The following is a 14,294-nucleotide window of genomic DNA, read 5'->3' as shown; positions in this document are numbered from 1 at the left end:
AACGGCTCAAGAGGGATTGCCAACGCGTGGCGACTTTAGTGCAAAATTGAAGTTCAGTGTTTACGGTGTGTTTTTTGAGTCTGGCGGTGCGTTGTCAACCCCTTAGCCGGGCGTTAGGCAAGGTGAGTTTTTATCAGCTAAATCGAGTTGAAATTGAACGGTAAATTCGATGTTCTCATTGCTGAACTTAAGCAATAAATAATCATCACCTATTTGTTGTTTCTTGATCGCGTTGGGTTGCTTAGCGCTGTAAATTCAGCGGCAAAATAACCTTCAGCATCCAAACGTCCGCCGAGCATGCTACGCTCGTCACTTTTCTTCCAAACCGCTCAATTTGAGTTTTTTTGTTTCTTTGCTGATTTAACATTTTGGTTTATAAATGAATCGGTTAGTTTGTTTTAAGTTTACAAAAAAGCTCGTTCTTTGGTTGTGAAAGTGTCGATGTCAATTGGTTGGCCTAACAAACGCTTCAAGAGGGACAGCCAACGCGCGGCATTTCTACTATGCGTTGGTTTTTGTGATTACGGTGTTATGCGGAAAGTTAGTAGTAGCGTTGGCTGCCCCTTAAGCGGGCGTTATGCAACTCAGGTAAATTTAGGGGCTCAATCTTTTGGGATTTCTCTGGCCATTCGTTTTGTGTTGTCGGCAAATGAGCACTTTCACCCTCAGATTCGTGGTTTACTCAAACCGTAAAACAGGCAAGGCTCTTTGTTTGCCTCAATGAGTTTTGGTGCTGTTTTGTTGTCAATTCAGCGTGCGCAAAGTGTGGAAAGGGCAAGTTTATCGAGCGTTTTGCACTTGCTGAATTTTTCGCCCGTTGAACTTGTCTGTTCCAAAAGCTTGGTTTATTGCTGAAGGGTGGGCTTTGTTTTGGCGGCCTATTTATCACAGTTCTTGTTTGGGGTGGTTCTTTAATCACTCAACCATTGCAATTGTGGCTTTTGGTCGTGTAAATTCGGTTTATCTCATTGAATTTGCATAACAAACGGCTCAAGAGGGATTGCCAACGCGTGGCGACTTTAGTGCAAAATTGTAGTTCAGTGTTTAAGTGTGTTTTTTGAGTTCGGCGGTGCGTTGTCAACCCCTTAGCCGGGCGTTATGCAACTCAGGTAAATTTAGGGGCTCAATCTTTTGGGATTTTTCCGGCCATTCGTTTTGTGTTGTCGGCAAATGAGCATTTTTACCTTCAAATTCATTGTGAACTCAAGCCGTAAAACAGGCAAGGTTCTTTGTTTGCCTCAATCAGTTTTAGCGCTGGCGCGTTGTAAATTCAGTGGGCGCAAAGTGTGGAAAGGGCAAGTTAATCGAGCATTTTGCACTTGCTGAAAGTCTTGCTTGTAGGGTTTGTCTCATTCAAAAGCTTGGTTGGTTGTTGAAAGGTGGGCTTTGTTTTGGCGGCATATTTATCACGGCTCTTGCTTGGGTTTATTCTTGAATCACTCAACCATTGCAATGGTGGCTTTTGATCGAGTAAAGTCAGTTTATCTTATTGAATTTGCATAACAAACGGCTCAAGAGGGATTGCCAACGCTTGGCGGTTTTAGTGCAAAATTGAAATTCAGAGTTTACAGTGTGTTTTTTAAGTCCGGCGGTGCGTTGTCAACCCCTTAGCCGAGCGTTATGCAACTCAGGTAAATTTAGGGGTTCAATCTTTTGAGGTTTCTCCGGCCATTCGTTTTGTGTTGTCGGCAAGTGAGCATTTTTACCCTAAAATTCGTGGTTTACTCAAGCCGTAAAACAGGCAAGGTTCTTTGTTTGCCTCAATCAGTTTTAGCGCTGGCGCGTTGTAAATTCAGTGGGCGCAAAGTGTGGAAAGGGCAAGTTTATCGAGCATTTTTGCACTTGCTGAAGGTTTCGCTCGTTAAGTTTTCCTGATTCAAAAGCTTGGTTTGTTGCCGAAAGGTGGACTTTGTTTTGGCAGCTTATTTATCACGGCTCTGGCTTGGGTTGGTTCTTGAATCACTCAATCATTGCAATTATGGCTTTTGGCCGTGTAAATTCTATTTATCTTATTGAATTTGCATAACAAACGGCTCAAGAGGGATTGCCAACGCTTGGCGACTTTAGTGCAAAATTGAAATTCAGTGTTTACGGTGGTTTTTTGAGTTCAGTGGTGCGTTGTCAACCCCTTAGCCGGGCGTTAAGCTGCTGAGGGGATTCTACTGTAGCTTAATTTGAGTGATTTTCCATAGATGGAATGCTAAGATCTTATGTGAGCGAGTTAATTAGTTATAGGTTTATTCTAATGATGGTACAGATGTCAAAATGAACAATTCAGAAAGGCATACGATCACAAATCTCTTTTCTAAAAAGTCTATGATGGCACTTATGGACGAAGAGAGTAATGATAAACTTAAACTCTTGATGGCTAGACACTTACACGAAGATGGTTTGACTTTGTGGGAAGCTTTTGAGCATCTGTACAAAAGGTTGGTGAAAGAGTATCGAAATGAGTATGTGTACAAAAATGCCATCGCTGAAAAAATAGTTAAAGGTCGCCACAAAATGGCAAATGTAGCGTACTTCACTGAGTTTCGAGTTCGGAAGACTATAGCTGATTGTGTCGTTGTTAATGGTTGTTCTACGGCATATGAAATCAAAACTGAGTTTGATACTTTCTATCGATTGAAGCATCAGTTGGAAAGTTATAGGCAAGTTTTTGAAAAAGTTAATATTGTTGTTCCTGAATCCAAGCTTTCAAAGCTGAAGAGAGGGGTAGATGATAGCATCGGTATTCTCGTGCTCACCGACCGCTACACATTCGAGGAAGTTCAACCATCGAGTATTCATACTGACTTATTGAAACATGATCTAGTTTTTGATTGTTTAAATAAAAATGAAATATTCGACATTGTATTAACTCACTTTGGTGAATTGCCGCAGGTAAAACCTGCGTTTGTCAGAAATGAGTGTAAGAAAATGTTCGAAGCTTTACCTAAAGAAGTTGTTAATTCTGAATTCAAAAAAGCTCTAAAACAACGAGAGTATTATGGAAAGCATAAGGAAACCTTAACAAAGTTTCCTAACTCTCTGTTATCTTTGATATGTACATCTAATTTTTCTGAGGAAAATCATGGCATCATGTTGCATAGTCTGAAGCAACGATTTTCATAATGAATGAAGAGGTGTCGGTATGTACTTTCCGTTTTTACGAGGGAAGCAAAATGAGCTCCTTGCTCTCAGGGAGTGTGTAGGTAAAGTTTCAGAAAGTGGAAAGGTTGTACCGATAATTGAACCTGTAACTAAAGGTTTTTCTCCTGTATTGAAATGTATCAATACATTATGTGATAAGAATGTTGAGCACATTATTGTTTTCAACTCTCAAAATGGTGATTTAGGGAAATCTCCCAAGCAAATGACAGCGTTGGTAGATGAGATAAAATCTAAAACACAGGCTCAACATTTTGCGTTTATATTAAATAGTTCAACAAAAGCTAGCGAAATCAATGATTTCTTAGCTAGTATCGGTGAACGAAAGTTTTCTTTCATTCATAATGCTTCATTTTCAGATCCTAAGTTTTTGTTTAGTATTTCTTCGAACGTAAACTTTTGTCATCATATTTTCATCGACTCCAACGTAAGTCGTTCTTATAAGCAGCAATTTAACGACTTTTCAAGAGTTAACATTTCAGATTGCTTCCGCTCGGTTAGCAAAAATTCTGAATATGCCGACCCTAACCACGAATTTTATACAGATGCGCATCTAACCTATATAACGGATGGTTTTTCTGGCTTTGGAGACTATACGACGTTATCTGAGCGTTTCAAATCAGGTGGTTTTCAGCCATATACGGCGGCTTTACATCTTACACATGAAGTTACTGACACTGGTGATATCTGGGTTCGTCACTTCTTATCTGAGGTGTACGAGTACCCAACATCAGATCAAGCAGCTTTGATCCATGAGGCTTTACCTGAAATGGTGGCATTTATTAATGAGTTCAAAGATTACTTTAGCTTCTCTGAAGCAATCAAAGAAATTATTGATATTGATAACGAGGGACGTTCAACTAATCTCGGTTACATGAAAAAGCTAGCGATAAAACATCATATTGAATTGTTGCTGAAGATCTTGTAGAAAACTGAAAAACGCAGCTTAGTATCAAGTTTGAAGTGCGACACTTTCTACAGATGCGCATGAATATACTCCGTTGGTGTTCTATACCCAAGCCTTTTGCGTGGGCGTGTATTTAATTTATATGCAATTTCATTACACAGCTTCTGTGTCACGTGTGACATGGAGGTTCGTTTTGGTAAGTATTGTCGTATCAAACCATTGGTGTTTTCATTAGTGCCTCGCTCCCATGAATGGTATGGATTTGCAAAGTAAAACAGGCAGTTATGATGTTTTTCTAGTTGTGCATAACCATGAAATTCAGTGCCGTTATCTGATGTTATCGTTTTAAAAGGTAAGTCAGAGCGGGTCATGATTTTGCTCATTCTTACGTTGAGCGACTCGCTTGTTCTATCGTCCATTTGACCGATAAAAGTGTAGCCAGTCATTCTGTCGACTAAAGTGACGATACAGTGCTTGGTTCCGCGACCCACGACGGTATCAATTTCCCAGTGGCCAGGCTCTTTTCGATGCTCAGCGTCTGCAGGTCTTTCGGCAATATGACGCTTATTTGCCAGCCGTCCTCGACTGTCTTTTGAGTTGTACCTTTTACGCCTTTTCTTGGTGGATTGGCGTAGGTGTTTCCATAGCGTTCCACCGAGAGTTTTGTCGTTCCAAACGTGCTGATAAATGAGCTCGTGGCTCATTGTTGGATAGCCTCTCATCCTTAGGTATCCGACGATTTGGTCAGGGCTCCAATCCAGTCGTAGCAAGGCTTCAGGTAGTCTGAAGTCAAGTTTGGTATAGCGTTTATTTCGCCGTGAACGACTAAGCCGGTTGCGCGCCATTTGCTGTGCTCGCTCTGGTTGATAAGAGTACCTATCGAAGAACTTGTTGTAACGACAATTACGTTCAATTTCTCGATAGATAGTGGCTTTGTGACGCCCCAGTTGTTTAGCTATTTTTGCGGTACTGATCCCTTGCTTTCTGAGCAAAGAAATCATATACCTTTCAATCTCAGTGAGGTGTGTGTATTTCATGTTTTTTACTTCTTGGCGGGAGCAAACTTCATGATTATCGCACCTTACTGTTTTTATGTTCAGAGGTGTCGCACTTCGTACTTGAATCCAAGCAGCTTAACAATCTGTTTAAGAGTGATTCGCAACGCTTGGCATTTTTGCTATGCGTTGCGTTTTGTGTTTAAGGTGGTATGCGGGAGCTTCGGCATTGCGTTGCTCACACCTTAACAGGGCGTTAGCATTCAATGGAGGTTCAATGGACATTTCTAGTGCATTAATAGCTTTACTTAGTGCATCTTTCGGTGCCACATTTACTTTCTGGGGACAGCGAAAATTATTAGAACAGCGTGTAAGTCTTGAGTTTCAGGTAAAGCAATCTGAGCGTTTAGAAGAAACTCGCAAGTTAGAGCTCGGAAAACTCGAAGAGAAAATTGAGGAAGCGCATGTTATCGCATCGGAACTAGGCTGGGAATTCTCGTTAACAGTTCTTAATATCGACTGGGAAGCAAATATGAGCCTAAGCGAGTATGATATAAAGTACAAAGCTCTGCTGGATAAATGTTCGCGACTACAAGTTTTAGTTGATCTGTATGTGCCTCATTTGAGTGAAGACGTAAACAAAATTTCGGGCAACATGAATATGTATTGGGGAAATTTCCGTAATGTACTTTCGAGAACTCATCAAGGTGTGAAGCCAAACGAGATGGGTAGTGTGTTTGATAGCGCAGTGAAATATTCAAGATTGATCCCTGAGCAGGCTTACTCGTTGAAATATGAACTTAGTGAATTTTATCGTACTAAGGCATCCAGAAATGAATGCTAACAAACGCTTCAAGAGGGACAGCCAACGCGCGGCATTTTTATTATGCGTTGGTTTTTGTGATTACGGTGTTATGCAGTAAGTTGGTAGTAGCGTTGTCTGCCCCTTAAGCGGGCGTTAGGTTGCTTCACGAAAAGGAGTAACAAATGGATGTTAAGTTGGTTGAAGAATATATTCTTGAAGTTTTAAAAGAGAAGTTTGAATGTGAATTTGAGGTTGTGAGTGGTCACAGACATTTTGAATTCAGAAGTGCTGATTATGATTTTTCCTTCCCAGTAAGCATTGCTGGAGCAACTAGCAAGCAGTCAATTCAAAAGAAAGTGATGTCATGGCTTGAGAGGGATTTTGAATCTATCAAACCTCAAAGTTACATCATTTACAACAATTCAGGTGTATGGCAGGAAGGTTCGGTTTTGGCAAAGTAAATTAGGTTGTTATTCACGTTTAACTAACACATGTTAGTCCCATGTGAATGAGATTAGTTCTGATTTAAATGCTCTGTAATCAATTTTGAGTGGTTTTATTAATTTGTGGCTTGTTAGTTATGGCATATCTCCTTGGGCTTGTTTCTGAGCTTAAATAGGCGGCTAAATTGGCAAGCCTTTGCTTTGATACTGTATCTGTATATTTTTCTCGGTCAAATGGACGTTGCTTTGTTGTAATTTGGTTCTCACATGTGTATTTGGCGAGCACTTTGTTAAGCAATTTCAAATCAAGTTCGGCAGTGGTGAGAATTTGAATGTATCCGACCACACCATAGTTGAACTGAATTTTTAATCTCAGCACCCAAATCATAGTGATACTTTTGAATGCAGCACTGATAGGTTTTTTAATCTTCTGCATCAAATTATTGAACTCAATGGCTTCATCAAAGTTGTTATAAAATATCGCTGCCTGATGTGTTGGCTTAATGTCTTTAATGTTATTTATGAGCTTACGTTTGGTTTTATTACGTGCTGATTCTGTCATAGTTTATACCCCAATAATCATATGTTCTCTATATCCTTATAACTTCACCTCAATATGTGAGGCTTGTCGTGTGATTAATGGTGCATAAGTTATTGATTTATGGCTATTATGCAACTGTGATTTTGGTCGAGTAAACGACTGAGAGTCACGAAAATCGGATAGTAGTGCGGTGAGAGTCACACTACAAATGAGTTAATTTACTTAGTATCAAGTTTGAAGTGCGACACTTTCTACAGATGCGCATGAATATACTCCGTTGGTGTTCTATACCCAAGCCTTTTGCGTGGGCGTGTATTTAATTTATATGCAATTTCATTACACAGCTTCTGTGTCACGTGTGACATGGAGGTTCGTTTTGGTAAGTATTGTCGTATCAAACCATTGGTGTTTTCATTAGTGCCTCGCTCCCATGAATGGTATGGATTTGCAAAGTAAAACAGGCAGTTATGATGTTTTTCTAGTTGTGCATAACCATGAAATTCAGTGCCGTTATCTGATGTTATCGTTTTAAAAGGTAAGTCAGAGCGGGTCATGATTTTGCTCATTCTTACGTTGAGCGACTCGCTTGTTCTATCGTCCATTTGACCGATAAAAGTGTAGCCAGTCATTCTGTCGACTAAAGTGACGATACAGTGCTTGGTTCCGCGACCCACGACGGTATCAATTTCCCAGTGGCCAGGCTCTTTTCGATGCTCAGCGTCTGCAGGTCTTTCGGCAATATGACGCTTATTTGCCAGCCGTCCTCGACTGTCTTTTGAGTTGTACCTTTTACGCCTTTTCTTGGTGGATTGGCGTAGGTGTTTCCATAGCGTTCCACCGAGAGTTTTGTCGTTCCAAACGTGCTGATAAATGAGCTCGTGGCTCATTGTTGGATAGCCTCTCATCCTTAGGTATCCGACGATTTGGTCAGGACTCCAATCCAGTCGTAGCAAGGCTTCAGGTAGTCTGAAGTCAAGTTTGGTATAGCGTTTATTTCGCCGTGAACGACTAAGCCGGTTGCGCGCCATTTGCTGTGCTCGCTCTGGTTGATAAGAGTACCTATCGAAGAACTTGTTGTAACGACAATTACGTTCAATTTCTCGATAGATAGTGGCTTTGTGACGCCCCAGTTGTTTAGCTATTTTTGCGGTACTGATCCCTTGCTTTCTGAGCAAAGAAATCATATACCTTTCAATCTCAGTGAGGTGTGTGTATTTCATGTTTTTTACTTCTTGGCGGGAGCAAACTTCATGATTATCGCACCTTACTGTTTTTATGTTCAGAGGTGTCGCACTTCGTACTTGAATCCAAGGCACATAACAAAGCGTTAAAGAGGGATTCGCAACGCGTAGCATTTTCATTATGCGTTGATTTTATTAGTTTTTAGTGTAATGCGGTGAGTTGGTGGTTGCGTTGCTCACCCCTTAACGCGGCGTTAGGCATAAGGAAATTATGGAACTCATCCAGCTAAATGAGAGTGAGCTAAAAATGTTGCGTGATGGTCAATCTGAGCTCAAGTATATGATTGACGGAATTCCACCAAATCATGTTTTAGAACGCTCTCTTAATCATTATCGTGATTCAATTTGTGAAGTTTGGTCTTTACCATACTTTATAAAGTCAAATGACCAGCTAATTGGTAGTTGTGGATTCAAGAACCCACCGTTCAACTGTCGAGTCGAAATCGGTTACAACGTAGCTTTTGGGGCTCAAGGCAAAGGTATTGCAACATTTGCAGTTAATAAACTTTGCCAAATTGCGTTTGAATCTGGTTTAGTCAAAGTTGTCTTTGCATTAATCTCTTCTGAAAATTCGGCGTCACTAAATGTTGTTCGCAAAAATGGATTTATTTATAAAAATATTGCTGTGGATAGTGATGGCGAATCATTAGAATGCTGGGAATTAAGCAATAATATCAATGCGTTGGAAAATGCCTAACAAACGCTTCAAGAGGGACTTCCAACGCGTGGCATTTTTATTATGCGTTGGTTTTTGTGTTTACGGTGTTATGCGGAAACTTGGTAGTAGCGTTGTCAGCCCCTTAAGCGGGCGTTATGCAACTCAGGTAAATTTAGGGGGTCAATCTTTTGGATTTCTCCGGCCATTCGTTTGGTATTGTCGGCAAATGAGCTTTTTACCCTAAAATTCGTGGTTTACTCAAGCCGTAAAACAGGCAAAGTTCTTTGTTTGCCTCAATCAGTTTTAGCGCTGGTTTGTTGTCAATTCAGCGGGCGCAAAGTGTGGAAAGGGCAAGTTTATCGAGCATTTTGGACTTGCTGAAGGTTTCGCTTGTTGAGTTTTCCTGATTCAAAAGCTTGGTTTGTTGTTGAAAGGTGGACTTTGTTTTGGCGGCTAATTTATCACAGTTCTTGTTTGGGTTGATTCTTGAATCACTCAACTATTGCAATCGTGGCTTTTGGTCGTGTAAATTCAGTTTATCTCATCGAATTTGCATAACAAACGGCTCAAGAGGGATTGCCAACGCTTGGCGGTTTTAGTGCAAAATTGCAGTTCAGTGTTTACAGTGTGTTTTTTGAGTTCGGCGGTGCGTTGTCAACCCCTTAGCCGGGCGTTATGGCTATCAAGTTGAGTTCATCATTAATGTCGGTAAATTGGTTTAAATTAGAGTACTATTCTGCGATTAAACTTGCTGAAGAACTCGATGACAATCCCAATTAAAAATGTATCAAATCCGGAAATATCGTGCTCAAACTGCCATGCTTGTTGTTGCCGTTTGGAGGTTATGATCATTACCGATACAGGTGTACCAGAGCAGCATATTGCATTCGATGAATGGGGTGGAGAAACTATGCTGCGTTTGTCAGATGGTTGGTGTTCAGCTCTAGATCGTGAAACGTTCATGTGCACAATTTACGAAAATCGCCCTTGGATTTGTCGAGAATTCGAAATGGGCTCTTACGAATGTCGAGATGAACGGATAGACCTTTTCTAAAGTTTTACCCAATAAATCAGTGAGTTGTTAGCCATAACAAACGGTTCAAGAGGGACAGCCAACGCGTGGCATTTTTATTATGCGTTGGTTTTTGTGGTTACGGTGTTATGCGTAAGCTTGGTTGTGGCGTTGGCTGCCCCTTAACCGGGCGTTATATTTTTTTAAGTTCAGCAACCAAAAGGATTCATGATGAACGTGGATAAAGCGAAAAAACGCATATTGAAACGAGTACAAAGAGGTTTCAAAGGTTATCCGCAAATATCATTAGAGTATTTCGGTAAAACGACGGACTTAGCGACCGAAGTCGTTATCACCTTTTTACCTGAAGAAAATGCTGATCCCCAAATACAACGTTTTACAAGTGACAAAGATGCCCGCGAAGACGAAGCGATTCAATCTGTATTGCTAAAAATCATTGAGCGTGCGGAAGCTGCTACAGTTTTGGAAAAGCAAGAAATATCAGTTTGTTAATGGTTTTTCGGCAATCCTAAACAGTCGGTCACGTTAGCGTAGAGAATGAAAATATAACAAACGGCTCAAGAGGGATTGCCAACGCGTGGCGACTTTAGTGCAAAATTGAAGTTCAGTGTTTACGGTGTTTTTTTTGAGTTCGGTGGTGCGTTGTCAACCCCTTAGCCGGGCGTTATGCAACTCAGGTAAATTTATGGGTTCAATCTTTTGGATTTCTCCGGCTATTCGTTTTGTGTTGTCGGCAAATGAGCATTTTTACCTTCAAATTCATTGTGAACTCAAGCCGTAAAACAGGCAAAGTTCTTTGTTTGCCTCAATCAGTTTTGGCGTTGGCGCGTTGTTAATTCAGTGGGCGCAAAGTGTAGAAAGGGCAAGTTTATCGAGCATTTTGCACTTGCTGAAAGTCTTGCTTGTTGAGTTTTCCTGATTCAAAAGCTTGGTTTGTTGTTGAAAGGTGGGCTTTGTTTTGGCGGCTTATTTATCACGGCTCTGGCTTGGGTTGGTACTTGAATCACTCAATCATTGCAATTGTGGCTTTTGGTCGTGTAAAGTCAGTTTATCTCATTGAATTTGCATAACAAACGGCTCAAGAGGGATTGCCAACGCGTGGCGACTTTAGCGCAAAATTGAAGTTCAATGTTTACAGTGTGTTTTTTGAGTTCGGCGGTGCGCTGTCAACCCCTTAGCCGGGCGTTATGCAACTCAGGTAAATTTAGGGGTTCAATCTTTTGGGATTTCTCTGGCCATTCGTTTTGTGTTGTCGGCAAATGAGCTTTTTTACCCTAAAATTCGTGGTTAACTTAAACCGTAAAACAGGCAAGGTTCTTTGTTTGCCTCAATCAGTTTTAGCGCCGGTGCGTTGTGAATTTTGTGTGCGCAAAGTGTGGAAAGGGCAAGTTTATTGAGCATTTTGTACTTGCTGAAAATCTTGCTTGTTGAGTTTGTCTAATTCAAAAGCTTGGTTTGTTGTTGAACGGTGGACTTTGTTTTGGCGGCTCATTTATCACCGCTCTGGCTTGGGTTGATTCTTGAATCACTCAACCATTGCAATCGTGGATTTTGGTCGTGTAAAGTCAGTTTATCTCATTGAATTTGCATAACAAACGGCTCAAGAGGGATTGCCAACGCTTGGCGACTTTAGTGCAAAATTGAAGTTCAGTGTTTACGGTGTGTTTTTTGAGTTCGGCGGTGCGTTGTCAACCCCTTAGCCGGGCGTTATGCAACTCAGGTAAATTTAGGGGTTCAATCTTTGGGACTTCTCTGGCCATTCGTTTTGTGTTGTCGGCAAATGGGCATTTTTACCTTCAAATTCTTGGCTAACTCAAACCGTAAAACAAGCAAGGTTCTTTGTTTGCCTCAATGAGTTTTGGTGCTGGTTTGTTGTCAATTCAGTGGGCGCAAAGTGTGGAAAGAGCAAGTTTATCGAGCGTTTTACAGTTGCTGAAAGTCTTGCTTGTTGAGTTTGTCTCATTCAAAAGCTTGGTTTGTTGTTGAAAGGTGGACTTTGTTTTGGCGGCTGATTTATCACAGTTCTTGCTTGGGTTGATTCTTGAATCACTCAACCATTGCAATGGTGGCTTTTGATCGAGTAAAGTCAGTTTATCTTATTGAATTTGCATAACAAACGGCTCAAGAGGGATTGCCAACGCGTGGCGGCTTTAGTACAAAATTAAAGTTCAGTGTTTACGGTGTGTTTTTTGAGTTCGGCGGTGCGTTGTCAACCCCTTAGCCGGGCGTTATGCAACTCAGGTAAATTTAGGGGTTCAATCTTTTAGGATTTCTCTGGCCATTCGTTTTGTGTTGTCGGCAAATGAGCTTTTTTACCCTCAAATTCGTGGTTAACTTAAACCGTAAAACAGGCAAGGTTCTTTGTTTGCCTCAATCAGTTTTAGCGCTGGCGCGTTGTAAATTCAGTGGGCACAAAGTGTGGAAAGGGCAAGTTTATCGAGCATTTTGCACTTGCTGAAAGTCTTGCTTGTTGAGTTTGTCTCATTCAAAAGCTTGGTTTGTTGTTGAACGGTGGACTTTGTTTTGGCGGCTTATTTATCACGGCTCTGGCTTCGGTTGGTTCTTGAGTTACTCAACCATTGCAATTGTGGCTTTTGGTCGTGTAAATTCTATTTATCTCATTGAATTTGCATAACAAACGGCTCAAGAGGGATTGCCAACGCGTGGCGACTTTAGTGCAAAATTGCAGTTCAGTGTTTAAGTGTGTTTTTTAAGTTCGGCGGTGCGTTGTCAACCCCTTAGCCGGGCGTTATGCAACTCAGGTAAATTTAGGGGTTCAATCTTTTGGATTTCTCCGGCCATTCGTTTTGTGTTGTCGGCAAATGAGCTTTTTTACCCTAAAATTCATGGTTCACTCAAACCGTAAAACAGGCAAATTTCTTTGTTTGCCTCAATGAGTTTTGGTGCTGGTTTGTTGTGAATTTAGCGGGCGCAAAGTGTGGAAAGGGCAAGTTTATCGAGCATTTTGCACTTGCTGAAAGTCTTGCTTGTTGAGTTTGTCTCATTCAAAAGCTTGGTTTGTTGTTGAACGGTGGACTTTGTTTTGGCGGCTTATTTATCATGGCTCTTGCTTGGGTTGATTCTTGAATCACTCAACCATTGCAATGGTGGCTTTTGATCGAGTAAAGTCAGTTTATCTTATTGAATTTGCATAACAAACGGCTCAAGAGGGATTGCCAACGCTTGGCGATTTTAGTGCAAAATTGAAGTTCAGTGTTTAAGTGTGTTTTTTAAGTCCGGCGGTGCGTTGTCAACCCCTTAGCCGGGCGTTATATTCTTCCTTGTTCCGTAAACTTTCCGTACGAATTGAATGTGCTTTAAGTTTAGACTATAATCTCTCAACATTACGGAATGTATCCGTACGCAGGAGGGGTTATGGCAACGGCACGTTTAGATATCCGCCTTGATGAAGATATCAAGGCAAAGGCCGAAAAAGCATCGGCTTTACTTGGTTTAAAAAGTCTCACTGAATATGTGGTGAGACTTATGGACGAAGATGCGACTCATGTTATTGAGGAGCATGAAAGTATTATGGTTAAAGACAGTGTTTTTGACGAGTTTATAGCTGCGTGTAATAAAGTAAAAGCTCCGAATCAAGCTTTGCTTGAAGCTGTTAAATTTACAGAGAAGAGCGGTATCAAGTGAGTTGGGGCAAAGAGTTTGTAGAACTTAGTAAATCAAAGCATGACCGCGACTCATTTGACTGTGGTGAGCAAGAGCTAAACACATTTATCAAAACTCAAGCTGCAAAGCACATGCAAGCAGGTATTAGCCGAACAATGGTTTTACCTAGTGCTCAACCACTGTTAAATCAAAAATTCGCTATTTGTGCATTTTATAGTGTTGCACCGAGTTCAATCAGTCGAGAAACATTGCCGGCACAACTAGCAAAGAAACTCCCTAGGTATCCAATTCCTGTTTTTCTTTTGGCTCAATTAGCTGTGCACAAAGAATTTCATGGCTCTGGGCTCGGAAAAGTTAGTCTAATTCGCGCACTGAAGTACTTGTGGGAAGTGAATCATCACATGAGAGTATACGCAATTGTTGTGGACTGTCTGACAGATTCCGCTCAAGCGTTCTATACGAAGTTCGGCTTTGAAGTGTTGTGCGAACATAATGGGCGTATTCGTATGTTCTTACCAATGAAAACGGTAGAACAGCTTTTTAATCAATAGGCTACGAATATAACAAACGGTTAAAGAGGGATTGCCAACGCATGGCGACTTTAGTTCAAAATTGAAATTCAGCGTTTACGGCGTGTTTTTTGAGTTAAGTGGTGCGTTGTCAACCCCTTAACCGGGCGTTAGGCAAAGTGAGTTTTTATCAGCTAAATCGGGTTTGAATTGAACGGCGAATTCCATGTTCTCATGGCTGGACTTAAGCAATAAATCGTCATCACATATTTGTTGTTTCTTGATCGCGTTGGGTTGTTTAGCGTTGTTAATTCAGCTGTAAAATAACCTTCAGCATCCAAACGTCCGCCGAGCATGCTACGCTCGTCACTTTTCTTCCAAATCGCTC

12 protein-coding genes are annotated in these 14,294 nt (G+C 41.0%); 9 read left to right on the top strand and 3 right to left on the bottom strand.

Annotation, left to right across the window (positions count from 1 at the left end):
• The first annotated feature begins 2,265 nt into the window (after window positions 1-2,265).
• Together CCZ37_RS16005 and CCZ37_RS16000 are read left to right on the top strand one after the other, a co-directional pair.
• A complete protein-coding gene (locus CCZ37_RS16005) occupies window positions 2,266-3,114 on the top strand; it encodes a sce7726 family protein (RefSeq protein WP_094501496.1) in 849 nt (282 codons plus the stop codon).
• A gap of 19 nt (window positions 3,115-3,133) precedes the next feature.
• Window positions 3,134-4,078, top strand: a complete 945-nt coding sequence (locus CCZ37_RS16000) for a sce7725 family protein (RefSeq protein ID WP_094501494.1) — start codon at window positions 3,134-3,136, stop codon at window positions 4,076-4,078.
• Window positions 4,079-4,125: 47 nt separating this feature from the next.
• On the opposite strand, the gene CCZ37_RS15995 is transcribed toward CCZ37_RS16000, so the two are convergent.
• The gene (locus CCZ37_RS15995) at window positions 4,126-5,094 is read right to left on the bottom strand and encodes an IS30 family transposase (protein ID WP_094501484.1); all 969 of its coding nucleotides are present in this window, start codon (window positions 5,092-5,094) and stop codon (window positions 4,126-4,128) included.
• A gap of 142 nt (window positions 5,095-5,236) precedes the next feature.
• Between CCZ37_RS15995 and CCZ37_RS15985 the strand changes: the two genes are divergently transcribed.
• Both CCZ37_RS15985 and CCZ37_RS15975 read left to right on the top strand, forming a co-directional pair.
• Complete coding sequence (locus CCZ37_RS15985) at window positions 5,237-5,896, top strand: hypothetical protein (protein ID WP_422641341.1); 660 nt, start codon at window positions 5,237-5,239, stop codon at window positions 5,894-5,896.
• A 143-nt stretch (window positions 5,897-6,039) separates the two neighbouring features.
• On the top strand, window positions 6,040-6,318 hold the full coding sequence (locus tag CCZ37_RS15975) for a hypothetical protein (protein ID WP_094501488.1): 279 nt from the start codon (window positions 6,040-6,042) through the stop codon (window positions 6,316-6,318).
• A 79-nt stretch (window positions 6,319-6,397) separates the two neighbouring features.
• Here CCZ37_RS15975 and CCZ37_RS15970 read toward each other — a convergent pair whose 3' ends face one another.
• Both CCZ37_RS15970 and CCZ37_RS15965 read right to left on the bottom strand, forming a co-directional pair.
• On the bottom strand, window positions 6,398-6,862 hold the full coding sequence (locus CCZ37_RS15970; RefSeq protein WP_094501486.1) for a hypothetical protein: 465 nt from the start codon (window positions 6,860-6,862) through the stop codon (window positions 6,398-6,400).
• Between the two features lie 230 nt (window positions 6,863-7,092).
• Window positions 7,093-8,061 (bottom strand): IS30 family transposase, encoded by a 969-nt coding sequence (locus CCZ37_RS15965; protein WP_094501484.1) that lies wholly within the window; start codon window positions 8,059-8,061, stop codon window positions 7,093-7,095.
• A 232-nt stretch (window positions 8,062-8,293) separates the two neighbouring features.
• Between CCZ37_RS15965 and CCZ37_RS15960 the strand changes: the two genes are divergently transcribed.
• From CCZ37_RS15960 to CCZ37_RS15930, 5 genes are all read left to right on the top strand, one after another.
• The gene (locus CCZ37_RS15960; protein WP_094501482.1) at window positions 8,294-8,779 is read left to right on the top strand and encodes a GNAT family N-acetyltransferase; all 486 of its coding nucleotides are present in this window, start codon (window positions 8,294-8,296) and stop codon (window positions 8,777-8,779) included.
• A gap of 724 nt (window positions 8,780-9,503) precedes the next feature.
• On the top strand, window positions 9,504-9,794 hold the full coding sequence (locus tag CCZ37_RS15950) for a YkgJ family cysteine cluster protein (RefSeq protein WP_080536237.1): 291 nt from the start codon (window positions 9,504-9,506) through the stop codon (window positions 9,792-9,794).
• Window positions 9,795-9,983: 189 nt separating this feature from the next.
• Window positions 9,984-10,265, top strand: a complete 282-nt coding sequence (locus CCZ37_RS15940) for a hypothetical protein (protein ID WP_170895745.1) — start codon at window positions 9,984-9,986, stop codon at window positions 10,263-10,265.
• 2,883 nt (window positions 10,266-13,148) lie between these two features.
• Window positions 13,149-13,418, top strand: a complete 270-nt coding sequence (locus CCZ37_RS15935; RefSeq protein WP_094501479.1) for a type II toxin-antitoxin system TacA family antitoxin — start codon at window positions 13,149-13,151, stop codon at window positions 13,416-13,418.
• Entirely contained in the window at window positions 13,415-13,948 is a 534-nt protein-coding gene (locus tag CCZ37_RS15930) for a GNAT family N-acetyltransferase (RefSeq protein WP_094501477.1), read from the top strand. Before CCZ37_RS15935 ends, CCZ37_RS15930 begins: the two co-directional genes overlap by 4 nt.
• Window positions 13,949-14,294: the final 346 nt, after the last annotated feature.

The sequence above is a fragment of the Vibrio qinghaiensis genome (genome assembly GCF_002257545.1).
Lineage (GTDB): Bacteria > Pseudomonadota > Gammaproteobacteria > Enterobacterales > Vibrionaceae > Vibrio > Vibrio ordalii.
This window is presented reverse-complemented; position numbering and strand designations above follow the sequence as displayed.

Excerpts from the sequence above, each read along its gene's own strand:
- CCZ37_RS15985 (WP_422641341.1), top strand. The coding sequence starts at position 5,237 with ATGCGTTGCGTTTTGTGTTTAAGGTGGTATGCGGGAGCTTCGGCATTG.
- CCZ37_RS15970 (WP_094501486.1), bottom strand. The coding sequence starts at position 6,862 with ATGACAGAATCAGCACGTAATAAAACCAAACGTAAGCTCATAAATAAC.
- CCZ37_RS16005 (WP_094501496.1), top strand. The coding sequence starts at position 2,266 with ATGAACAATTCAGAAAGGCATACGATCACAAATCTCTTTTCTAAAAAG.
- CCZ37_RS15940 (WP_170895745.1), top strand. The coding sequence starts at position 9,984 with ATGAACGTGGATAAAGCGAAAAAACGCATATTGAAACGAGTACAAAGA.
- CCZ37_RS16000 (WP_094501494.1), top strand. The coding sequence starts at position 3,134 with ATGTACTTTCCGTTTTTACGAGGGAAGCAAAATGAGCTCCTTGCTCTC.
- CCZ37_RS15995 (WP_094501484.1), bottom strand. The coding sequence starts at position 5,094 with ATGAAATACACACACCTCACTGAGATTGAAAGGTATATGATTTCTTTG.
- CCZ37_RS15960 (WP_094501482.1), top strand. The coding sequence starts at position 8,294 with ATGGAACTCATCCAGCTAAATGAGAGTGAGCTAAAAATGTTGCGTGAT.
- CCZ37_RS15935 (WP_094501479.1), top strand. The coding sequence starts at position 13,149 with ATGGCAACGGCACGTTTAGATATCCGCCTTGATGAAGATATCAAGGCA.
- CCZ37_RS15965 (WP_094501484.1), bottom strand. The coding sequence starts at position 8,061 with ATGAAATACACACACCTCACTGAGATTGAAAGGTATATGATTTCTTTG.
- CCZ37_RS15975 (WP_094501488.1), top strand. The coding sequence starts at position 6,040 with ATGGATGTTAAGTTGGTTGAAGAATATATTCTTGAAGTTTTAAAAGAG.
- CCZ37_RS15950 (WP_080536237.1), top strand. The coding sequence starts at position 9,504 with ATGACAATCCCAATTAAAAATGTATCAAATCCGGAAATATCGTGCTCA.